Below are 21294 nucleotides of genomic sequence, written 5' to 3' on the forward strand. Positions count from 1 at the left end.
TGGTTCAGGCGGTGGGTGCGTGGTTCAGGCGGCGGGTGAGGCGGGGGTCTTGACGCGGCGCAGGACGGTGAGGGCGACGAGGGCGGCGGTGATCATCAGGCCCGCGCCGACGCCGTAGGCGAGGTGGTAGCCGCGGGTCAGGGCGTCGGCGGCGTCGTGTCCGTCGGCGAGGAGGTGTTCGGTGCGGGAGGCGGCCAGGGTGGTGAGGACGGCGACGCCGAGTGCGGCGCCGACCTGCTGCGAGGTGTTGAACAGGCCGGAGACCAGCCCCGCGTCGTTCGCCCGTGCCTGCGACATGGCCAGTGCGGAGAGGGCGGGGAGCGCCAGGCCGAAGCCGCCGGTGAGGGGCAGCAGCGGCAGCACCTGCGTGGCGTAGTCGGCGTCGGCGGGGACGCGGGTGAGCAGGGCGAGGAAGACGGTGAGCACCAGCAGGCCGGTGACGGCGACCGCGCGGTGGCCGAAGCGGGCGGACAGGCGCGCCGAGACGCCGAGGGACACGACGCCGATGGACACGGCGGCGGGGAGCATGGCGAGGCCGGTCTTGGCGGCGCCGAAGTGGAGGACGTTCTGGAGCTGGAGGGCCAGGACGATCTGGAAGGCGAAGAGGGCGGCGACCATCAGCATCTGCGTCAGGTTGGCGCCCGCCTCGCGGGAGCGGAGGAGGCGCAGGGGCAGCAGGGGCGTCCTGGCGTGTGCCTGGCGGGTGAAGAACGCGGCCAGCAGCACGGCGGCCACGGCGGCGGTGCCGAGCGTCCGGGCGGAGGTCCAGCCGTGGGAGTCGGTGCCGACGAGGGCGAGGATGGCGAGCATCAGGCCCGAGGTGATGAGGACGCCGCCGGCGAGGTCGGCTCCCGCGGCGGGGCCCGTGCCGCGGTCGGCGGGGACGGCCCGCAGGGCGAGGACGACGACGGCGATGCCGATCGGCACGTTGATGAAGAAGATCCAGTGCCAGCTGACGGCCTCGGTGAGCACGCCGCCGAGCACCTGTCCGACGGAGGCGCCGACCGAGCCGGTGAAGGCGAAGGCGGCGATGGCCCGGCCGCGTTCGCCCGGCTCGCGGAAGAGGGACACGAGGATGCCGAGGCTGACGGCGGTGGCCATGGCGCTGCCGACGCCCTGGAGGAAGCGGCCGGCGATGAGGACGGCCGGGGTGGTGGCGGCGCCCGCGAGGACGGACGCGGCGGTGAAGACGGCGGTGCCGTACAGGAACATGCGGCGGCGGCCGAGCAGGTCGCCGAGGCGTCCGGCGAGGAGGAGCAGGCCGCCGAAGGGGACGAGGTAGGCGTTCACGGCCCAGCTGAGCTGCCCGGCCTCGAAGCCGAGGTCGTCGCGGATGGCGGGGAGGGCGACGGTGACGATGCTGCCGTCGAGGATCGTCATGAGGGTGCCCGCGCACAGGACGACGAGGGCGAGTGTGCGGGAGGGGGTGGTGGGCGGTGGCGCGGTGGGGCGTTCGGCGAGGGGCGTGCGGGGGTGTGCCACGGGAGGCTCCTGGGGTCGTGGGAAGACCGTCAGGTGTGACCGTAGCATATGGTTTTGTTGCAGACGATTCTTTGGCGGATCATCCGCTTCGGGGCTTCGCCGGGCTACTCCGACTGACGGGCGCGGCGGACGGGGCGCGGGCTCTCGACGGGCACCGCCAGGACCCCGTCGACCAGGCGCTGGAGGGCGCGGACCAGCACGTCCCGTTCGCCGTCGGGCAGCGCGCCGAGGACCTCACGGTGCACCCCGTCGACGATCTCCTGGCTGCGCACGGCGGTCTTCTCCCCCTCCCCGGTGACGGCGATGATGCGCGCGCGCCGGTCGGTGCTCGACGGCTTCCGCTCGGCGAGCCCGGCGCGCTCCAGGGCGTCCACGGTGACGACCATCGTCGTCTTGTCCATGCCGCCGATCTCGGCGAGCTGCGCCTGGGTGCGCTCCTCGCCGCGGGCGTGGACGAGGACGCAGTGCATCCGCGCGGTGAGCCCGATCTCGCCGAGGGCGGCGGCCATGCGGGTGCGCAGGACGTGGCCGGTGTGGTCGAGGAGGAAGGAGAGGTCGGTCGCGCCGTGGTCGGGGGTCAGGGCAGTCATGCGGCCCAGGATAGCGAGGGACGGTCCGAAGCGGATTATCCGCAAAGCTACTTTTCCGAAGTGCCCGCGGGGGCCGCCGGGTAGGGGCTGATCATCGTCCCGAACGAGCCGTCGGGCGGCCCGGTGAGGTAGTCGGGGATGTGGTCGAGGAACTCCCGGAGCGGCGGGTACTGGTTGTGCAGGTCGAGGTCCGCCTTCGAGCGCCACACCTCGTAGAGGAAGAGGCGGCCGTCCTCCTGCTCGTGCAGGTGGTACTCCAGGTTGCCCTCCTCGGCGCGGGTGGGCTCCACCAGCGAGGCGAGCAGCGCCCGCACCTCGGCGGCGCGCTCGGGGCGGGGGGTCAGGTATCCGTAGAGCGCCAGTGGCGCGTTCTGTGTGCTCATGGGACGAACGTAAGATGTCACACCGATGTGAGTTTCAAGCGGCGGCGGAGTGAGGACGGTCACATGCGGATCGGCGAGCTGTCCCGTACGACCGGGGTGAGCGTCAGACTGCTGCGCTACTACGAGGAGCAGGGCCTCCTCGCCCCGCGGCGGACCGACGGCGGGCACCGCGCGTACGGCGCCGACGCGCCGGAGACGGTCGCGCGCGTACGGGCCCTGCTGGCCGCGGGGTTGCCGACGCGGGTGATCCGCGACGTACTGCCCTGCTTCCGGAGCGGGGGCGGCGCGCTGGAGCCGTGCGTCTTCGACCACCTGCGGGGGCAGCTGGCCGAGATGGACACGCGGATCGACGACCTCACGCGGGCGCGCGCGTCGCTCGGCGCGCTCCTCGCGTCCTCGGAGCGCGCCGCGGCCTGAGGTGGGTCAGCGGGGGCGTTCGGTCTCGGTGAGGAAGCGCCGTACGTGCGTGAGCCAGGTCGCGCGGTCGGCCTCGCCCAGGACGTGGGCGGCGCCGGGCAGTTCGACGAGGCGCGCGCCGGGGACGGCGGCGGCGAGGGCGCGCTGGCTCGCGGGCAGGACGAGGCGGTCGGCGGTGGCGGCGAAGGCCAGCGCGGGGACGGCGATCCGGTCCAGTTCGGCCCGGACGTCCACGCGTGCGGCGAGGGCGAACTGCGCGGCCGTGCCCGGCGGGACGGCCGCCTCGGCGGCGTCGGTGGCGGCGTCGAACTCGGCGGGGGTCAGGCGGGCGAGCTGCTCCTCGGTCGAGCAGGCGGCGACGGCGAACCTCGCCATGGCGTGGCGGTCGCCTGCCCTGTCGAGCGTCCCCATCAGCTCGGCGGCGGTGACGAGCAGCGGGTCGGCGGTCGCGAAGCCGACGGTGAGGACGAGGGCGGTGACGCGTTCCGGGTGGCGGGTGGCGATGCGGACGGCGACGGCGCTGCCCAGGGACTCGCCGATGACGGTGAAGCGCTCGTGACCGGCGGCGGCGGCCGAGGCGACCAGGAGGTCGGCGAGGGCGTCCAGTTCCAGGGGGCCGGGGGACGGGGGCGCGGTGCCCGAGCCGGGGTAGTGCGGGCCGATGACGGTGTGGTCGCGGGCGAGGTCGTCGAGGACGAGGCCGTAGTTGCCGGTGATGCCGCCGCCGGCGCCGTGGGCGAGGAGGAGCGCCGGGCCGGTGCCGAGCAGGAGGGTGTCGGGGCTGACGGGTGTGCCGTCGTGGGTGGTCATGGGGCGGACCGTAGGGCCTGACATCCGTGTCGGGGTCAAGCGCGCGGATCCTGGGGGCGCGCAGGGCGGGTGACGCCGGGCGGATTCACCCGCACGAGCGATACCGCTCCCCGCTACGTTCCGCTTACGGTGGCGGCATGAATCTTTACGCAGAGTCACAGATCGGTTCGGGGGACGCGGCGGCCCGGTCCGGCGCCGACGGAGACACGGGCACGGCGCGCGGTCGCCCGGCCGAGCGGCGTGGCCGGTACGGCGATCCGCCCGGCGGCGGTCCCGGGCCCGTCGCCGGAGCCGCCTCCGTGCGGTCCGGGGCCATTCGCCCGCGCCAGGAGGGGGATTGCCACGGACCGGGCACGGGCACGGCGCGCGGTCGGCCGGGTGACCGGCGGGACCTGGGCGCGGGCCGGGCCTGTCAGCCCGGGACAGGGGCCAGGGCCGGGGGTGGCGGGGGAACGGCCGCCGGGCGGCTCATGGACAGCAGCGTCAGCGGACGGGCCGGTGGGGCCCGCGACCCGAGGGGGAGGCCGACCGTGCGGTACGTCTACCACTGCGCCGACTGCCCGTTCACCGGGCCCGAGCGGCCGACCGGGGTGGCGGCGGGCACCGACCGCGGGCGGCACCGGGAGACCGCGCACCTGGACGACGTGCCGGACGACCGGATCGCCGTCCGGCCGGGACCCGCCGACCGCGTCGCCGCGGCCGCGCGCCTCCTGCTCGTCGGCGGGATGGTCGGGTTCCTCCGCGGCCTGGTGGCGGTGGACCGGCTCGCGCGCCGGGTAGGGAGGTCTACTCGCCGAGTTGGAAGAGCAGCAGCAGGAACGCGGCGAAGACGTGTCCGGCGAGGCCGTAGAGGATGACGCGGACCCACAGTCCGCGCGGGATGCGGTCCTTGATGAAACGGCGCTGACCGGGCGTCGCCTGGGTCTCTTGCTGTCGTTCCATGGTCGTGTCTCCTTCAGGTCCCGGGCCCGAGGCACAGGGCGCTCGTGGCACTGCGCAGCAGGGTGTGGACGAACAGCAGCTCGGCTCCTGTCGGGTGGACGGCGCCGAGACGGTGGGGGGTGAGCGAGTCGAAGTGGGCGCTGTCGCCCTCGTCGAGGATGTACTCGGCCTCGCCGAGGAAGAGCCGCAGCCGTCCGCGCAGGACGTGCAGCCACTCCTCGCCCGGGTGGACGCGGACGAGTGAGTCCTGGGGGCCGCCGTACGGGACGTGGACGTGCAGCGCCTGCATGGCGCGGCCCGAGCCGCCCGCCCGGCGGTAGGTCCAGCCGTCCGCCTCGCGGGCGCCGGAGGTGCCGCCCCTGATCACCGGGTCGGGGACGGGGGCCGTCTCGCCGAGCAGTCCCGAGACGGTCGTGCCGTAGACGCGGGCGAGGCTCAGCAGCATGGGCAGGGAGGGCTGGCGCTGGCCGGTCTCCAGGCGTGACAGGTGCGCGGGGGAGAGTCCGGCGGTGGCGGCGGCCTCCTCCAGCGTCAGTCCGGCGCGGTGGCGCAGGGCCCGCAACTGCGGGGCGACGCTGTCGGGTGCGGGGCTGTCGTGGCCGGGAAGGCCGTGGGCCGTGCCGCCGGGGACGGGGGTCATGTCTCCGATTGAGCCAGAGACTTTCCCGCCGGGCAAACGGCCTTGCCTCTAAGGCAAAATTCCTTTTGGTGCCGCGGCTACCAGGCTACGGGGCGCCCAGCGCGGGCGCGCACCGTCCCCGTCCGGTGCGAAGGTGGGGCGGGCCACCCACCCCTGGAGCGCACCGCCCTTTCCCTGCACATGGAGCACGAGCTTTGGCAAAGCTAAGCAAAATCCGCCTGCCCCATCCTTGAACCCGCAGGTCAAGCACTCTGCTCCCCGCACGCGCGGGGGTGTCCCCTCCGATGGTCCACCAGTTCCAGAAGGTCTGGTCTGCTCCCCGCACGCGCGGGGGTGTCCCCACCCCGCACGACGACCGCGTGGTCGAAGCCCTCTGCTCCCCGCACGCGCGGGGGTGTCCCCGCGTGGAGTCCGTGCCACAGGTTGATCGCGGCCTGCTCCCCGCACGCGCGGGGGTGTCCCCCGGCGTCGGGTGGTGACGGGGAGCCGGGCAGCCTGCTCCCCGCACGCGCGGGGGTGTCCCCTTCCCGACTACCGGCCGGTGCGCGCCTTCCTCCTGCTCCCCGCACGCGCGGGGGTGTCCCCCCGCGCCAGACCGCGCGGATTCCGGCGTTGGGCTGCTCCCCGCACGCGCGGGGGTGTCCCCGGCTGCGGCCTCCTGCACGCCGGCGCTGACGACTGCTCCCCGCACACGCGGAGGTGTTCCCCACGCCTCGCCGCGGTCGCGGGTGATGGTCTCCTACTCCCCGCACAGCGGGGGTGTTCCTGCGGCGTGTTTGTTGTCCGCGGACAACAAACCCTGCTCCCCGCACGCGCGGGGGACGTTCTCAGTCTGGCGTCCATCCAGGAAGTGGGGCTGTGGGGGTGTCGAGGGGGTCAGTCGGCCATGGTGTCGTCTGGTGTGGAGCGGGCGATTGTGGCGAGGGTGGTGAGGGCGCGGTCGAGTTCGGCGGCGGGGGGTGAGGCCAGGCCGAGGCGTACGGCGTTCGGGGTGCGGTGGTGGCCCACCGCGAAGGCGGCGGCCGGGGTGACGCCGATCCCGCGGCGTGCCGCCGCCGCGACGAAGGTGTCGGCCCGCCACGGTTCCGGCAGGTCCCACCAGCAGTAGTAGGAGTGCCGGTCGCCCCGCACGGCGAAGCCGTCCAGGCGCCGGGCGGCGGTCTCCTGCCGCGCGGCCGCCTCCCGGCGCTTGGCGCGCGCGAGGGCGTCGAGCGTGCCGTCCGCCTGCCAGCGCGCCGCCGCCTCCATCGCCAAGCCCTGCGGCATCCAGCCGCCGGAGCGCAGCGCGGCCGCCAGCGCGTCGGCGACCCCGGCGGGGGCGACGGCGAAGCCCGTCGTGAGGCCCGGCGCGGCGCGTTTGGTCAGGCTGTCGATGAGGACGGTGCGTTCGGGCGCGTGGGCGGCGAGCGGCGGCAGGTCGTCCCGGAGGAAGCCCCACACGCCGTCCTCGATGGCGTGGACGCCGGTGCGGTGCAGGACGTCGGCGAGGCGGTGGGCGCGGGTGGCGGGCATGGTGAGGGAGAGAGGATTCTGCAGGGTCGGCTGGATGTAGAGGGCGTGCAGGCGCGCCCGGCGGTGCGCCTCCTCGACGGCCTCGGGGACCACGCCCTCACCGTCCATGGCCAGGGGGACGAGGGTGACGCCGAGGCGCCCGGCGACCGCCTTGACCACGGGGTACGTCAGCTCCTCGATGCCGAGGCGCGCGCCGGGCGGTACGAGGGCGGCGATCGCGGCGGCGGTGGCTTGCCGGCCGTTCCCTGCGAAGAGGACACGGCCGGGGTCGGGGTGCCAGCCGCCGCGTGCGAGGAGGGTGGCGGCGGCGTGGCGTGCGGCGGGCGTCCCGGCGACGCCGACCGGGCGCAGCGCGTCCGCCAGGACGTCGGGCCGCAGCAGCGGGCCGAGGCCCGGAGCGAGGAGGGCGGCCTGGTCCGGAGCGACGGGGTGGTTGAGTTCGAGGTCGACGCGGGCCGTGGCGGGTTCGGTGAGCGCGGGCACGTCGGGCGCGGCGGCGGCGCGGACGAAGGTGCCGCGTCCGACCTCGCCGACCGTCAGGCCCCGGCGGGCGAGTTCGCGGTAGACGCGGGCGGCGGTCGAGGGGGCGAGGGCGTGGCGGCGTGCGAAGTCCCGCTGGGTCGGGAGCCGGTCGCCCGGCCGCAGCGCGCCGTCGCGGATCCGCGCCGCGACGAGGTCGGCCACCTTGCGGAAGTCCTGCCCGTGGATGTCCTGCCCCTGGATGTCCTGCACGGGGGTCATCGAAGCACATCATTGCACTGAGATCAATGGGAAGTATTGCACCGACTATCAGGCGTCCATAAGCTCGCATTGCTCCGGCCTCCCGGCCGCCGCGACGACATCCCGCGACCCCTGCCCGAGGTATCCGTGCGCCCGTTCCCCGGCCGTCACCCGCCGTTCGACCCCGCCAGCGCGCCCGCCCGGCTGCGCCGTTACGCCGCGCACGCGCAGCGCGCCCTCACCGACCCGTACGCCCCAGCCGGCCGCCCGCTGCTCGAACGCGCCTGCCACGCCCGGGACATCTGCCTCGCCTTCCGCGCCCGGCTCGCCATCACCCTCGGACTCCCGCCCGCCACCGCGCTCCCCCGCACCCCGCCCCACGAGCCCCGCGCCTACCGGGACGAGGACCCCCACCGCGTGGCGCGTGAACTCCGGGCCGCCGCCGACGCGTTGGCCGACCACCTCGCGCTCCTCTCCCCCGCCGACTGGAGCCGCCACGACCCCCGCCCCGCGGCAGCCCCCTTCACGGTCGAGACCCTCACCGCCCAACTGCTGCGCACCCTCGCGCACCTGCTCACGGAAGAAGCACTCCCCGCATGATCAGCCAGCACGGCGCCACCGGCGTCGCCATGGTCGCCCTCGGCATGGTCCTCACCCCCGGGCCGAACATGGTGTACCTCGTCTCCCGCAGCATCACCCAGGGCCGCCGCGCCGGGGTCGTCTCCCTGGGCGGCGTCGCCGTCGGCTTCCTCTGCTACCTGCTGGCCGCCAACCTGGGGCTGTCCGCGGTCCTCGTCGCCGTCCCCGAGCTGTACACGGCCGTGAAACTGGCCGGAGCCGCGTACCTCCTGTGGCTGGCCTGGCAGGCGGTCAGGCCCGGCGGATCCTCCCCGTTCGCCCCGCGCGACCTGCCCGTGGACTCGTCCCGGCGGCTCTTCACCATGGGCCTGATGACGAATCTGCTGAACCCCAAGATCGCCGTCATGTACCTGTCGCTGATACCGCAGTTCATCGACCCGGAGGCGGGGAACGTGCTGCTCCAGGGCTTCGCGCTGGGCGGCGTGCAGATCGCCGTGGCGGTGAGCGTCAACTTCTGCATCGTCCTCGCCGCCGGGACCATCGCCGTCTTCCTCGTCCGCCACCCCGCCTGGCTGCGCGTGCAGCGGTACGTGATGGGTACGGCCCTGGGCGTCCTCGCGGTGAAGCTGGCCACCGACAGCGCCCCCGCGCGGACCAGCTGACCCCGCGGCTCAGCGGCGTGCGATGACCTCCGCCACGCGCGTGAACCCGTCCGCGCCGTGCCCCAGCCCGATCGCCCGCCGCGCCCAGCCCTCGGCCGCCCGCATCACGCCCGCGTCGATCCCGTGCGCCTCCGAGGTGTGGACGATGTGCGCCATCGAGGAGGCCGCCGACGTCAGCGGGTTGCCGTCGCCGGGGAAACGTCCCTCCGCCGTCTCGGCCGCCGTCTCCGTGAAGAGCGGCGGCAGGATCGCCGCGATGCCCCCGGCGAACGCCGCCAGCTCCCGCGGCCCGACCCCCTCCGCCTCCGCGACCGCGAGCGCGTGCGCCCAGCCCGCCATGGCGGTCCAGAAGACGTCGAGCAGCGCGATGTCGTACGCCGCCGCCCGCCCCGGGTCCTCACCCAGGTGGGTGTGGGTGCCGCCGAGCGCATCCAGCACAGGCCGGTGGGCCTCGTAAAGCGCGGCGGGGCCGCTGACAAGGAGCATGGCGTGCGGGGTGCCGATGGTCGGTGTCGGCGTCATGATGGCGCCGTCGAGGTAGCGGACGCCGTGCGCGTCGGCCCAGCGCGCCGTGTCGCGGGCCCGGTCCGGGGTGTCGGCGCTGAGGTTGACGACCGTGCGGCCCTTGAGCGCGGCGGTGACGGCGTCGCGCCGCAGGACGGCGTCGGACGCGTCGTAGTCCACGACGCAGACGACCGTCAGCGGGCTCGCGGCGGCGGCCGCCTCGGGCGACGGCGCGACGGCGGCGCCCCGCGCGGCGAGGTCGCCCTCGCGGCCGGGCGTGCGGTTCCAGACGGTGGTGCGCAGCCCGGCGCCGACGAACGCGGCGGCCAGCGCGCGGCCCATCGGTCCCAGGCCGATGACGGTGACGTCGGTCTCGGCGGAGACTTCAGACTGTTCGGTGTGCGAGGACATCGCGCGACTCCCTTGGGGACATGGTTTCGACAACGGCGTGCGGCGGCGTACGGGCGAGGAGGACGGTGATGACGCGCAGTCGGGCGCGGGACCGCGACGTGTGCGGGGTGACCGCCGCGATCGCGGTGATCGACGGCAAGTGGAAGACCGTCCTCCTGTGGCAGCTGGAGTCGGGCCCGCGCCGCCCGGGTGAGCTGCGGCGGCGGCTGTCCGGCCTCACCGAGAAGGTGCTGACCCAGGCGCTGCGCGAGATGGAGCACGACGGCCTGGTGCACCGTGAGGTGTACGACGGTCTGCCGCTGCGGACCGAGTACTCCCTGACCCCGTTCGGGCAGGACCTCGCGGACGCGCTGGCCCCGCTGTCCGACTGGGGTCACCGGCGCCTTGATGCCCTCGCCGGCGACCGGCCCGCCACCTGAACCACCACCGCTCCGTCCGCCCGTCCATCGTTCCGTTCGCCTCCCCCACCCTGTCCCGGCGCGGGGGAGGCCGCCAAGTACCCACAAAAAAGTGGGTGGTGCCGCTGTGCCGCCGCTCAGCGGGCCCGGGGTGCCGCGGCCTCCAGGTCGTCGACGCTGCCGGACATGATCGTGCGCAGGTGCGCGGTGATGTGCGCGAGCGGCCAGTCCCACCAGGCGAGGGCCAGGAGCCGTTCGATGTCGGCGTCGGGGTGGCGGCGGCGGATGAGGCGGGCCGGGTTGCCGCCGACGACGCCGTAGTCGGGCACGTCGTCCACGACGACGGACCCCGAGGCGACGATCGCGCCGTGGCCGATACGGACGCCGGGCATGACGAGGCTTCGGTAGCCGAGCCAGACGTCGTTCCCGACCACGGTGTCGCCCCGTCCGGGCAGGCCGGTGATGAGGTCGAAGTGGTCGGCCCAGGAGCCGCCCATGATCGGGAAGGGGAACGTGGAGGGGCCGTCCATGCGGTGGTTGGCGCCGTTCATGAGGAAGCGCGCGCCCTCGCCGAGCGCGCAGTACTTGCCGATGACCAGCTTCTCGGGCCCGTAGTGGTAGAGGACGTTGCGCGTCTCGAAGGCGGTGGGGTCGTCGGGGTCGTCGTAGTACGTGAAGTCGCCGACGTCGATCAGCGGTGAGGTGATCAGCGGTTTGAGCAGGACCACGCGCGGCTGGTCCGGCATGGGGTGGACGACGGTCGGGTCGGCGGGGACGGGGTGTGTCACGGGGTGCTTCCTCTCCGGCGGCGGACCGACCGGCCCACTATCGCTACAACTGATGCATTAAGATGGCACACCTCAGCCCGCCGAGCAATCGGGATCACCAGATGACGGCACCCCAGGACCCCGCACCCCAGGACAACCGGCCGCGCCCGCCGAGAACCCGCCCCGGCGGCCGCAGCGCACGCGTCCGCGCGCAGGTGCTCGACGCCGTGCTCGCCGAGCTGACCGAGCACGGCTACGACCGCCTCACCCCCGACTCCGTCGCCGCCCGCGCCGGGGTGCACCGCACGACGGTGTACCGGCGCTGGAAGGACGTCGGCGGCCTGCTCGCCGACGTCCTCGACGCGGCGGGCGACGACGACTGGCAGCCGCCCGACACAGGCTCGCTGGAGGACGACCTGACGGCGCTGGGCGACGAGATCCAGGCCGCCATGACCGCGGACCCGCCAGTGATGGAGGCCCTGATCGCCGCCTCGTTCCGCTCCCCGCAGGCCGCCGAGGCCCAGCGGCGGCTCTGGGACGACCGGTACGGCCGCTGCGAGGTCATCGTGGGCCGGGCCGTCCGGCGCGGCGAACTCCCGGCGCGCACCGACGCGCGCCGACTGCTCATCGCCGCGACCGCGCCGGTGTACCACCACCTCGTGCTCCTGCGCACGCCCCCCGACCCCGCGCTCCCCCGGCGCGCGGCCAGGGCCGCCGCCCTCGCGGCCGCCGCCGGTGCCTTCGCCGTCCCGCCGGAGGGCGGGGGCGGCGCCTGACCGGGCGGGGCGAGCCGTATCGTTCGGGCTCCGGAGCCGCCGGAGGAGACCGGCGGCGCGGCAACCCGGGGGCAGGCGCGGTGAGTTCCGTCGACTTCATCTGCGTGGCGGGCGCGTTCACGGGCGGCGTCGGGGGCGTCACCCGGCGCGCCAACGGGACCGCGTCCCCCACCACGACCGGCGGTGGGACGCGATGATCGACGCCCACGCGAAGACCCGCCTGCACGCCGACCTGCGCGGGACCCGGCAGGCGGTGCTCTCCCAGCTCGACGGGCTCTCCGCCTACGACTCCCGCCGCCCGCTGACCCCGACCGGGACCAACCTCCTCGGCCTGGTCAAGCACCTGGCGCTGTGGGAGGCCAGGTACTTCGGCGAGGTCTTCGGCCGCCCGTTCCCCGAGCCCCTGCCCCGGTGGGACGACGCGGCCGCGCGCGGCGCCGACATGTGGGCGACCGAGCACGAGACGCGCGCGGAGATCACCGGGCGGTACCGCCGGGCGGCGGAGCACGCCGACGCGACGATCGAGGCCCTGGCCGTCGACGCCCGTGGACACGTGCCGTGGTGGCCGCGGCCCGAGGTGACGCTGTTCGACGTCCTGGTGCACATGCTCACCGAGACCAGCCGGCACGCGGGCCACGCCGACATCCTGCGCGAGCGGCTCGACGGCACGGTGGCGTCGAGGGGCAGGGACGCCGCGTTCTGGGCCGACCGGCGCGCGGCGGTCGAACGCGCCGCCAGGGCCGCGCGGCCCGAGGAACCGCCGGCCGCGACCGGCTGACGCCCCTCCCCGGTCACCCGAGGACGAGCGGGAGCCGTCCGGCCAGCTCGCCCAGTGCCGCCTGCTCCGCGCCGGTCGGGGCACGCCGTCCGGTGCCGACCAGCAGCGCGTCCTCGTCCGGGAACGACGCGGGGAACGCGGCTCCGGCGATGGCCTCCAGCAGCTCGCGCGACCGGCGCAGGCCCTCCGCGGGCGGCCCGGCCGCGCCGGGCAGGTGCGCGACCAGGTCGAGGTGGTGCAGTGTCCACTCCAGGACGTACGCGGAGAGGTAGTCGTCCACGGTGAGGACCTCGTCGCGGGTGCCGACCCGCAGGCCCGGGTCGGCGAGCGCGGCGGCCCGTCCGGCGGCGGAGCCGACGTCGTCGAGGTGGAACCTGAGCAGCCACGGCTCCCCGTACGCGGCGGCCAGCCGGACGGTCAGCGCGTCGAGCGGGTCGTCGCCGGTCGGCGGTGTGTCGGAGACGTCCCAGTAGGTCACCGCGTCGCGGGTCGGTTCCGTCGCGGCAGGGGTCGCGAGGGTGATCAGGACGTCCTGCGCGTCGATGACCAGGTGGCACACCAGGTCCCGCACGAGCCAGCCGGTGCAGCCGGACGGCCGCGCGAAGTCCTCGTCCGGGAGTCCGGCGACCGCCGCGAGCAGCGCCGCCCAGGAGCGTGAGAAGAGATCCACGCCCGCAAGCTAGCAGCGCCCGCCCGCCCGCCTGGCCGATGCTCGGAAATTCCCGGGAGCCACCCGGTAACGGGAAGCTCGCCCCGCGCGACAACCGACTTGCCTCGGCTCCCGCCCACGGGGTCATTGGGGAGTGGACAGGCTCTTGACAGCGTGAAGTGGCGCAGATCACATTTCGTCGGCGAACTTCGTTGCCGCTCTCCTGCTGTCCCACGCCATGAGGGTGAACCTACTCCCACGGAGGACACCTGATGACCGGCTCGCATGCCTCACCCCCCAGCGGCTCGTATGGGCAGCACCCTTTCCTCCCCCCTGCGGTCAAGGCGGGGTCGCATCGCTTCCATCTGCGGGACGGCCGAACGCTGTTGATGTTCGACACCCCCGAAGGTTGCAGAACTTATGACGTGGTGAGCACCGTGACGGTCAGCGACGAGGGGCAGGTGGGCGATGCCATGGGGGAGGTGGGCTTGAGCAGGTGGCTGCCCTTCGTGGCGCCGGAGTGGCCCGACCACTCAATCAGTCGGCTCCGGGCCGCCATCGCCGCCCGCACGGAGGCGGTTCACACCGGGGGAAGCCCCGACCTGGCTCAGTTCGGGCGGGTCGTGTTGGGCCTGAACCGCAGTGACCGTTGGACCGAGGCACTTTCCACGGCGCTGCTCGGCAACTGGGTCGCCCCGCTGTACGACGGCAACGGAATCGGTCGACCTTCACTCGACCGCCTGCGTTCAGAGGCCCGGAGGCTTCATGCTCAGCTGGTTCCGCTGTGGGAGCGGCGTCCCGGCAAGAACAGAGTCCTCCCACTGGAGACACCCTTCCGAAACGGCACGACGCTGCGAGACCTGCTCGCCGACCGGTCCCTCCCCGACGACCCAGTGCTTGATCAGGTACCTGGCGATCGCCGCTTGGCCGCTGTCTTGGCCGCACTGAGACCGGCCGACCGGGCTGTCGTCCTCGCCCGCGGCCACAGCGGCGTGGCGACCTGGGCCGAGGCCGCGGCGCTCAGCGGCAGCGAGCGTCCAGACGAGGACGGCGAACGGGTACGCCGTACGGTCCGCCGCACCGTCGCAGAACTACGGCGCCGCGACGGACAGCGCACCGGCGGTCCCACCGGCCTGTGGACCCCGGCCGAGGGCGGCGCATCCCGGTGACAGGGTTTCTGGTCCCAGTCGGCGTGGAATGCCTCGGCGCATTGGTCGCCACCGGACTGATCATGCTCGGTGCGTGGGCAGTCAAGGTGATCCGAAGACGGCGAGTTCCACTGCCTACCGCTCTGGTGGTGGCGTCGTCGGTCACCGTTGAGGTGTTCTCCGACGCAGGAATGGAGCCGCTCAGCGTGAGTATGTCGCCTGACTTGCCACGCCGGGCGGCGCTCCAGCCGCCGCACGTCGCGCCGAGAAAGGGCGCGTCTACGACAGATGTCCAGCGGATGCGACACCTGTCGTGCTCGATCACAGTCCGCCGGACCCCAGGGGGATAGCCTGGCGCAAGCGGGCGCTTGCAACAGTTAGCAGATGGGTGCATGCTGGGGGCATGGCTTCGATCGGTATGGGGGATCTCGGGGCGTTTCTCCGGGAGCAGCGGCGGCAGGCGAAGCTGTCGCTGCGGCAGCTCGCGGAGGCGGCGGGGGTCTCGAACCCGTATCTGAGCCAGATCGAGCGCGGGCTGCGCAAGCCCAGCGCGGAGATCCTCCAGCAGATCGCGAAGGGCCTGCGGATCTCCGCCGAGACGCTCTACGTCCAGGCCGGAATCCTCGACGAACGTGTGCAGGACGCCGCCGGGGGGCAACCGCCGGGCGGGGTGCGGGAAGCGGTGCTGGCCGATCCCGCCCTCACCGAACCGCAGAAGCAGGCACTGCTCCAGATCTACGAATCGTTCCGCAAGGAGAACCGCTGATGCCTCTCACCGACGACCTCCGCAAGTCCCTGGCCAACGCCTCGCCGCTCTACTTCGCCGCGGGCACGGCCGACCTCGCCGCCCAGAAGCTGCGGGACCTGCCGGCCACGTTCGACCGGCTGCGCAGCGAGGCGCCGGAGCGGCTGCCGAAGCTGCGGGAGCGCGCGCAGACCCTCGCGCTCCAGGGCGCGGGCATCGCGCTCGAGTACGCCGTGAAGGCCCGCGAGACGTACGACGGGCTGGCCGAGCGCGGCCGGACCGTGGTGGAGCGGCGCCGCGAGGAGAAGGACGAGGCAGACGCCACCGACACGGCCGGCACGGCCGACACGCTCGTCACCGAGCCGGTCACCGAGCCGGTCGCCCCGACCGTCGCCGCATCCGTCCCCGAGCCCGTCTCGGAGCCCGTCACCGAGCCCGTGACCGAGCCCGCCGCCTCCCAGGAGAAGGCCGTGCCCCGGCAGCGCCGCAGCGCGCCGCGCAAGCCCGCGGCCAAGAAGACTCCGCCGCAGGCATGACCGTCCCCACGCTTGGGTACCGGCCGGTCGAGCGGGCATTACGCACCGAGGCTTCCGGCCGGTAGCGTGGATGGAGACGGTCGGTCAATCGACATGGTGGTGACGGAATGCTGTTGGGAAGCTTCAACTCCGTAGTGGGCTTCATCTTTCTTGGCCTCCTGATCCTCAGCGTCTACGCCCTGGTCCACGCGGCGCTCCAGCGGGAGGACGCCTACCGCGCGGCGGACAAGCAGACCAAGCGCTTCTGGCTGCTGATCCTCGGCGTGACGGTCGCGGTGCAGCTCTTCCTCGGCATGCTGCTGCTGGTGCTCGCGGGTGCCGTCGCGACGATCGTGTACCTGGTGGACGTGCGTCCGGCCCTGCGCGCGGTCAGCGGCGGCGGGCGCGGGAGCAGGGGCGGGGGCTGGAGCAGCAGCGACGGGCCGTATGGTCCGTACAACGGCAACCGCTGAGACCCCTCCGTGGCCCGTCCGCACACGGCGCGGAGGGGCGGCGGGTGAGAAAAAGCCCACGTACCGAGGGTTAGCCGTGGCCGGAAACAGCCCTTAGCATCAACGGGGACACCCGCTTGATGAACGCCAGAGGAAAAGTAGTGCGCTTTCGCCTGACACCACGGGAGACAAGCTTCTACGCACTTTTCGCCGCAGCGGCCGACAATGTGCTCAGTGGCTCGAAACTGCTCATGGAGCTGCTCGGCGCCGAACCCGCTACGCGCGTGGAGATCGCCGACCGGATGCGCGCCGCCGAGCACGCGGGTGACGACACGACCCACGCGATCTTCCACCAGCTGAACTCCAGTTTCATCACCCCGTTCGACCGCGAGGACATCTACCGGCTGGCCTCCCGGCTCGACGACATCATGGACTTCATGGAGGAGGCCGTCGACCTCGTCGTCCTCTACGAGATCGACGAGCTGCCGAAGGGTGTCGAGCAGCAGATCGAGGTCCTGGGCCGCGCGGCCGAGCTGACCGCCGAGGCGATGCCGAACCTCCGCACCATGGAGCGCCTGAACGAGTACTGGATCGAGGTCAACCGCCTGGAGAACCAGGCCGACCAGATCCACCGCCGCCTCCTCGCGCACCTCTTCAACGGCAGCTACGGCGCCATAGAGGTCATGAAGCTCAAGCAGATCGTGGACGTGCTGGAGGAGGCCGCGGACGCGTTCGAGGCCGTGGCCAACACGGTCGAGACGATCGTCGTCAAGGAGTCCTGAACCCGCCCGTGGACACCTTCGCCCTGGTCGTCGTGGTCCTGACCGCGCTGTTCTTCACCTACACGAACGGCTTCCACGACTCCGCGAACGCCATCGCGACCTCGATCTCGACCCGGGCGCTCACCCCGCGTGTCGCCCTCGGCATGGCCGCCGTCATGAACCTGGCCGGCGCCTTCCTCGGCAGCGGGGTGGCGAAGACGGTCAGCGAGGGGATCATCGACACGCCGACCGGCAAGCAGGGCATGACGATCCTGTTCGCCGCGCTCCTCGGCGCGATCGTGTGGAACCTCGTCTCCTGGTACTACGGGCTGCCCTCGTCGTCGTCGAACGCCCTGTTCGGCGGCATGATCGGCGCGGCGCTGGCGGGCAGCTCGGCGGTGCACTGGGACGGCGTGGTCACCAAGATCGTCATCCCGATGTTCGCCTCGCCGCTGATCGGGCTGATCCTCGGCTACCTCGTGATGGTCGCGATCCTGTGGATCTTCCGCCGCGCGAACCCGCACCGGGCGCAGCGCGGCTTCCGCATGGCGCAGACCGTCTCGGCGGCGGGCATGGCGCTCGGGCACGGCCTCCAGGACGCGCAGAAGACGATGGGCGTCGTCGTGATGGCGCTGATCATCGCGGACGTCGAGGACGAGAGCGACGCGATCCCCCTGTGGGTGAAGCTGTCCTGCGCGACGATGCTGTCCCTCGGGACGTACGCGGGCGGCTGGCGCATCATGCGGACGCTGGGGCGCCGCATCATCGAGCTGGACCCGCCGCGCGGCTTCGCGGCGGAGACGACGGCGGCCTCGGTGCTGTACTCGGCGTCGTACGTGTTCAACGCGCCGATCTCCACGACGCACGTCATCACGTCGGCGATCATGGGCGCGGGCGCGACGCGGCGGATCAGCGCGGTGCGCTGGGGCGTGGCGAAGAGCATCGTGGCCGGGTGGTTCATCACGATGCCGGCGGCGGGGATCGTCGCGGCGCTGTGCTACCTGGGAGTCCACTTCACGGTCGGCTGAGCCCGCCCCCGTCCCCCGGGGCCGCCGCCAAACCCGCGTCGACGCTTGCCGCACCTCCTCGGCGACACTTCCCCATCCTCCGGACGGCGCGCACACCCGTGCGCGCGCCGCGTCCCACTGCCACACAACTCTCACTGTCCCCTCTGCGCCCATGGCGCGCGCCCGGTGCGTGAATCGATACGGGAGCGCGGACCGACGAGCCGAAGGGGACACGTTGAGAACTTCACGACACCGTTCACGCATCGCCGTCACGGCCGCCTGCGCCGCCGTGGCCGCCGCGCTGTCGGGGCCCGCGGGCGCCGCGGGCCCCGACGCCGCCCCACCGGGCGCCGCCGCCACGGGGACGACGGTCACGCTGGTCACGGGCGACCGCGTCGTCGTCCGCGACGGCGGCGGGGCCGGGCGGCTGATCCGGGCCGAGGGCCGGGAGGACGTGCCGTTCCGCGTCTTCGAGGACGACGGCGCGACGTACACGATCCCGGCGGACGCGCTCCCGATGATCGCGGCGGGCACGCTGGACCGCCGCCTGTTCGACGTGACGGAGCTGAGCCGCGCCCCGTACCAGGAGGCGGACGGGCTGCCGCTGATCGTCACCTACACGGACGAGCGCCCGGCGGCGCTGCGGGCGGCCGACGTACGCGCCGACCTGCCCGCCGTCGACGGTGAGGCGCTGACCGTCGCGCCGGGCGACGCGACCGCCCTGTGGGAGCAGCTCACCGGGCCGCGCGCCCTGGCGTCCGGCGTCGAGACCGTGGCGCTCGACGGCGTGGCGACGAAGACGCTGGCCGAGAGCGTGCCGCAGATCGGCGCGCCGGAAGCCTGGGCGGCGGGCTACGACGGCGAGGGCGTCACCGTGGCCGTCCTGGACACCGGGATCAGCTCGACCCACCCGGATGTGGCGGACCACGTCGTGGCGTCCGAGAACTTCTCCGACGCGGCGGACGCCGAGGACCGCGACGGCCACGGCACGCACGTCGCGTCCACCGCCACGGGCACCGGCGCGCACTCCGGGGGCACGTACACAGGCGTCGCGCCCGGCGCCGACCTGATCAACGCCAAAGTGCTCGACGACACCGGGAGCGGCTGGGAGTCCGACATCGTCGAGGGCATGCAGTGGGCCGTGGACGAGGGCGCGGACATCGTGAGTCTCAGCCTCGGCGGCACGGCCACGCCGGAGGTCGACCCGCTGGAGGAGGCGGTGGAGAGCCTGTCGGCGTCGTCGGACGCGCTGTTCGTCATCGCGGCGGGCAACGAGGGCCCCGGCGCCGGTACGGTCGGCAGCCCCGGCACCGCCGCCTCCGCGCTGACGGTCGGCGCGGTGGACAAGCAGGATGTCCTGGCCAGCTTCTCGTCCACGGGGCCGACCCCGGGTGAGGGACTGGTCAAGCCGGATGTGACCGCGCCCGGCGTGGACATCGCCGCCGCCGGGGCCGAGGGCGCCGCGATCTGGGACTACGGCACGCCCGTCACGGACGGGTACGTCGCGATCAGCGGCACGTCCATGGCCACCCCGCACGTCTCGGGAGCCGCCGCACTCCTCGCACAGGCCCACCCCGACTGGACCGGCCAGCAGATCAAGGCCGCCCTCACCTCATCGGCCGTCTCCACCGGCGCGTACACCCCGTTCCAGCAGGGCACCGGACGCATCAACGTCCCCGCCGCCCTCGCACAGAACGTCATCGCGGAGACCGGCCCGCTCAGCTTCGGCGTCGTCCCGTACCCCCACGACACGGCCGAGCCCGTCACCCGCGACCTCACCTACCGCAACCTCGGCGACACCGACACCACCCTGATTCTCAGCGCGGAAGCGACGGGCCCGGACGGAAACCCGGCGCCAGAGGGTCTCTTCACCCTCGCCGCCGACACCCTCACCGTCCCGGCGGGCGGCACCGCCACCGTCCAGGTCACCGCCGACACCAGCACGGGCGACGCGTACGGCGCCCACAGCCTCACCGTCACCGCCACCGGCGACGACGGGACGGCGGTCACCACCGTCGGCGCGGTGGAGCGCGAGGAGGAGAAGTTCGACCTCGCCTTCACCCCCACCGGCCGCGACGGCGCACCCGCCGCCGACTGGACGGGCATGGTCTACGACCTGTCCGCCGGCGCGTTCCACAACGTCACGCCCGGCCCGGACGGCACCGCCACCCTCCGCCTCCCCGCGGGCAGCTACGCCGTGGACACCAGCATCCCGTACCTCCCCGACGGCGCCGCCGAGCCGACCGGCTGGGACTGGCTGCTCCACCCCGTCCTCGACCTCACCGAGGACACCACCGTCGCCGCGGCCGCGGCCGACGCCCGCCCGATCGACGTGACGGGCCCCGACGCCGCGACCGAGCAGACGGACCTCACCGTGGGCATCGACCTGCTGTCCCCCGAGGGCGCCGGATTCGGCACGACCTGGGTGGCCGCCGGGCTGCCGGACGGCCTGCGCACCGCCGCGCTCGGCGACGTCCCCGACGGCTGGACGGGCACGGCGTACGCCGGAGCGACCTGGGAGCGCGAGGGCGCGCGCTACCACCTCGCCGAGAGCCGCCCCGGCACCCTCTACACCGGACTGACGCACCGGGCCGGCGCGGACGAGCTGGCGCGCATCGCGACCTCGGCGGGCGCCTCGCTGCCGGAGCGCACGGGCTCGCTGTTCGCCGCGTCCGAGGTGGTCCCCTGGTCGTCGGCGCGCGGCGAGCCGCTGCCGGTGACGACGGACGTGCTGGTGGAGGCCGGTTCCGGCGCGTGGAGCCAGGACCTGTGGCAGGACGCCCCGGACGGCACGCCGGAGACGCTGCACACGACGGGCTTCGTGCCGTACGAGGCGGGCGGGAGCTACGAGACGGTGCTGAACGTCGGCGTGTTCGGGCCGCGTATCGGCGCGGACCAGGGGCTGTTCCGGTCGGGCGACACGCTGTTCGCCGTCCTCCCCCTCTTCGCCGACGGCGCGGGCAACAGCGGCGACAGCGCGTACGTCTCCGCCGCCACGACCCTCAGCCGCGACGGCGAGGAGTACGCGGCGAGCACCGATCCGCTGGGCGCCGCGCAGTTCGCGCTGCCCGCCGAGGAGGCGGCGTACGAACTGGTCGCGACGGTGGACCGCACGGGTCTCGCCGCGTCGGTGAGCACGCGCGTCACCGTCTCGTACGCCTTCACGTCGGCGGCCGTCGCGGACGGCGGAACGGTGGCGCTGCCCGCGTCCGCCGTCCGGTTCACGCCCGAACTGGCCCTGGACAGCACGGGACCCGCCGGGGAGACGGTACGGGTGCCGGTCGCGGTCGAGGGCGCGGCGACCGGGACGACCCCGGCCGTCGAGGTGTCCTACGACGGCGGCGCCACCTGGGCGGCGGCCCCGGTGGAGGACGGCGCCGTGACGGTGGAGAACCCGGCGGCGGACGGCACCGTGTCGTTCCGCGCCACCGCGACCGACACGGCGGGCAACACCACGACACAGACCATCACCGACGCCTACCGCACCCGCTGACCTTTCCCCCACCCCCCACAGGACGGCCCGCGCCTCACCCGGCGCGGGCCGTCCGCCACGCCTCTCCTGTAACCCTTCTCCCCCGGCCGAACAAGTAAGTGGGGAACCGTAGTTCGAGAACGTCAGGAGAGACGTGACAACGAGAAGACATCG

General features: G+C 73.7%; 23 protein-coding genes and 1 CRISPR repeat array. Of the genes, 13 read left to right on the plus strand and 10 right to left on the minus strand.

The window, feature by feature from the left end:
- Window positions 1-24: 24 nt before the first annotated feature.
- The 3 genes from ACIBPC_RS20240 to ACIBPC_RS20250 are packed head-to-tail and all read right to left on the minus strand — an operon-like array spanning window position 25 to window position 2455.
- Window positions 25-1530 carry an MFS transporter gene (locus ACIBPC_RS20240; RefSeq protein WP_398846423.1) on the minus strand — a complete coding sequence of 502 codons (1506 nt, stop codon included), beginning with the start codon at window positions 1528-1530 and terminating at the stop codon, window positions 25-27.
- 56 nt (window positions 1531-1586) lie between these two features.
- Window positions 1587-2072 (minus strand): MarR family winged helix-turn-helix transcriptional regulator, encoded by a 486-nt coding sequence (locus ACIBPC_RS20245; RefSeq protein WP_398846425.1) that lies wholly within the window; start codon window positions 2070-2072, stop codon window positions 1587-1589.
- 47 nt (window positions 2073-2119) lie between these two features.
- The gene (locus ACIBPC_RS20250; RefSeq protein ID WP_398846427.1) at window positions 2120-2455 is read right to left on the minus strand and encodes a putative quinol monooxygenase; all 336 of its coding nucleotides are present in this window, start codon (window positions 2453-2455) and stop codon (window positions 2120-2122) included.
- Between the two features lie 63 nt (window positions 2456-2518).
- Here ACIBPC_RS20250 and ACIBPC_RS20255 point away from each other — a divergent pair, with 63 nt between their 5' ends.
- Window positions 2519-2872, plus strand: a complete 354-nt coding sequence (locus tag ACIBPC_RS20255; protein ID WP_362965574.1) for a MerR family transcriptional regulator — start codon at window positions 2519-2521, stop codon at window positions 2870-2872.
- A gap of 6 nt (window positions 2873-2878) precedes the next feature.
- On the opposite strand, the gene ACIBPC_RS20260 is transcribed toward ACIBPC_RS20255, so the two are convergent.
- The 4 genes from ACIBPC_RS20260 to ACIBPC_RS20275 all read right to left on the minus strand — a co-directional run bounded on the left by ACIBPC_RS20260 (window position 2879) and on the right by ACIBPC_RS20275 (window position 7517).
- Window positions 2879-3682: an alpha/beta fold hydrolase gene (locus ACIBPC_RS20260; protein WP_398846429.1), complete on the minus strand. Its 804-nt coding sequence runs from the start codon at window positions 3680-3682 to the stop codon at window positions 2879-2881.
- Window positions 3683-4468: 786 nt separating this feature from the next.
- On the minus strand, window positions 4469-4624 hold the full coding sequence (locus ACIBPC_RS20265; RefSeq protein ID WP_362965578.1) for a DUF6126 family protein: 156 nt from the start codon (window positions 4622-4624) through the stop codon (window positions 4469-4471).
- A gap of 13 nt (window positions 4625-4637) precedes the next feature.
- Window positions 4638-5264 (minus strand): XRE family transcriptional regulator, encoded by a 627-nt coding sequence (locus ACIBPC_RS20270; RefSeq protein WP_362965580.1) that lies wholly within the window; start codon window positions 5262-5264, stop codon window positions 4638-4640.
- Window positions 5265-5515: 251 nt separating this feature from the next.
- Window positions 5516-6092: direct repeats of the CRISPR family, unit length 29 nt; unit sequence CTGCTCCCCGCACGCGCGGGGGTGTCCCC.
- 48 nt (window positions 6093-6140) lie between these two features.
- Window positions 6141-7517 carry a PLP-dependent aminotransferase family protein gene (locus tag ACIBPC_RS20275; protein ID WP_398846432.1) on the minus strand — a complete coding sequence of 459 codons (1377 nt, stop codon included), beginning with the start codon at window positions 7515-7517 and terminating at the stop codon, window positions 6141-6143.
- A 126-nt stretch (window positions 7518-7643) separates the two neighbouring features.
- Here ACIBPC_RS20275 and ACIBPC_RS20280 point away from each other — a divergent pair, with 126 nt between their 5' ends.
- The gene (locus ACIBPC_RS20280) at window positions 7644-8096 is read left to right on the plus strand and encodes a DinB family protein (protein WP_398846434.1); all 453 of its coding nucleotides are present in this window, start codon (window positions 7644-7646) and stop codon (window positions 8094-8096) included.
- Window positions 8093-8737 (plus strand): LysE family translocator, encoded by a 645-nt coding sequence (locus tag ACIBPC_RS20285; protein WP_398846436.1) that lies wholly within the window; start codon window positions 8093-8095, stop codon window positions 8735-8737. The genes ACIBPC_RS20280 and ACIBPC_RS20285 overlap by 4 nt, the downstream gene beginning before the upstream one ends.
- Before the next feature lie 9 nt (window positions 8738-8746).
- Here the strand turns inward: ACIBPC_RS20285 and ACIBPC_RS20290 are convergent, their stop codons facing one another.
- Window positions 8747-9652: an NAD(P)-dependent oxidoreductase gene (locus ACIBPC_RS20290; protein ID WP_398846438.1), complete on the minus strand. Its 906-nt coding sequence runs from the start codon at window positions 9650-9652 to the stop codon at window positions 8747-8749.
- 68 nt (window positions 9653-9720) lie between these two features.
- Between ACIBPC_RS20290 and ACIBPC_RS20295 the strand changes: the two genes are divergently transcribed.
- Entirely contained in the window at window positions 9721-10071 is a 351-nt protein-coding gene (locus ACIBPC_RS20295) for a winged helix-turn-helix transcriptional regulator (protein ID WP_398846440.1), read from the plus strand.
- A 116-nt stretch (window positions 10072-10187) separates the two neighbouring features.
- Here ACIBPC_RS20295 and ACIBPC_RS20300 read toward each other — a convergent pair whose 3' ends face one another.
- Entirely contained in the window at window positions 10188-10796 is a 609-nt protein-coding gene (locus tag ACIBPC_RS20300) for a CatB-related O-acetyltransferase (RefSeq protein ID WP_398846587.1), read from the minus strand.
- A gap of 143 nt (window positions 10797-10939) precedes the next feature.
- On the opposite strand from ACIBPC_RS20300, the gene ACIBPC_RS20305 reads away from it, so the two are divergent.
- Together ACIBPC_RS20305 and ACIBPC_RS20310 are read left to right on the plus strand one after the other, a co-directional pair.
- Window positions 10940-11593: a TetR/AcrR family transcriptional regulator gene (locus tag ACIBPC_RS20305; RefSeq protein WP_398846442.1), complete on the plus strand. Its 654-nt coding sequence runs from the start codon at window positions 10940-10942 to the stop codon at window positions 11591-11593.
- Window positions 11594-11786: 193 nt separating this feature from the next.
- Window positions 11787-12371 (plus strand): DinB family protein, encoded by a 585-nt coding sequence (locus ACIBPC_RS20310; protein ID WP_398846443.1) that lies wholly within the window; start codon window positions 11787-11789, stop codon window positions 12369-12371.
- A 13-nt stretch (window positions 12372-12384) separates the two neighbouring features.
- Here ACIBPC_RS20310 and ACIBPC_RS20315 read toward each other — a convergent pair whose 3' ends face one another.
- A complete protein-coding gene (locus tag ACIBPC_RS20315; protein WP_398846444.1) occupies window positions 12385-13041 on the minus strand; it encodes a maleylpyruvate isomerase N-terminal domain-containing protein in 657 nt (218 codons plus the stop codon).
- 251 nt (window positions 13042-13292) lie between these two features.
- Here ACIBPC_RS20315 and ACIBPC_RS20320 point away from each other — a divergent pair, with 251 nt between their 5' ends.
- The 7 genes from ACIBPC_RS20320 (at window position 13293) to ACIBPC_RS20350 (ending at window position 21141) form a co-directional block, all read left to right on the plus strand.
- A complete protein-coding gene (locus ACIBPC_RS20320) occupies window positions 13293-14189 on the plus strand; it encodes a hypothetical protein (protein WP_398846445.1) in 897 nt (298 codons plus the stop codon).
- 382 nt (window positions 14190-14571) lie between these two features.
- Window positions 14572-14934, plus strand: a complete 363-nt coding sequence (locus ACIBPC_RS20325) for a helix-turn-helix transcriptional regulator (RefSeq protein WP_362965602.1) — start codon at window positions 14572-14574, stop codon at window positions 14932-14934.
- Complete coding sequence (locus ACIBPC_RS20330) at window positions 14934-15449, plus strand: hypothetical protein (RefSeq protein ID WP_398846447.1); 516 nt, start codon at window positions 14934-14936, stop codon at window positions 15447-15449. Before ACIBPC_RS20325 ends, ACIBPC_RS20330 begins: the two co-directional genes overlap by 1 nt.
- A 107-nt stretch (window positions 15450-15556) precedes the next feature.
- On the plus strand, window positions 15557-15901 hold the full coding sequence (locus ACIBPC_RS20335) for a DUF2516 family protein (protein ID WP_362965606.1): 345 nt from the start codon (window positions 15557-15559) through the stop codon (window positions 15899-15901).
- A gap of 140 nt (window positions 15902-16041) precedes the next feature.
- Complete coding sequence (locus ACIBPC_RS20340) at window positions 16042-16662, plus strand: DUF47 family protein (RefSeq protein ID WP_362965608.1); 621 nt, start codon at window positions 16042-16044, stop codon at window positions 16660-16662.
- 8 nt (window positions 16663-16670) lie between these two features.
- Window positions 16671-17669 carry an anion permease gene (locus ACIBPC_RS20345; RefSeq protein WP_398846449.1) on the plus strand — a complete coding sequence of 333 codons (999 nt, stop codon included), beginning with the start codon at window positions 16671-16673 and terminating at the stop codon, window positions 17667-17669.
- Between the two features lie 214 nt (window positions 17670-17883).
- Window positions 17884-21141, plus strand: a complete 3258-nt coding sequence (locus ACIBPC_RS20350) for a S8 family serine peptidase (protein WP_398846451.1) — start codon at window positions 17884-17886, stop codon at window positions 21139-21141.
- Window positions 21142-21294 lie beyond the last annotated feature (153 nt).

Origin of the sequence: Streptomyces sp. NPDC049879 (assembly GCF_044461265.1) — a bacterium.
GTDB lineage: Bacteria > Actinomycetota > Actinomycetes > Streptomycetales > Streptomycetaceae > Streptomyces.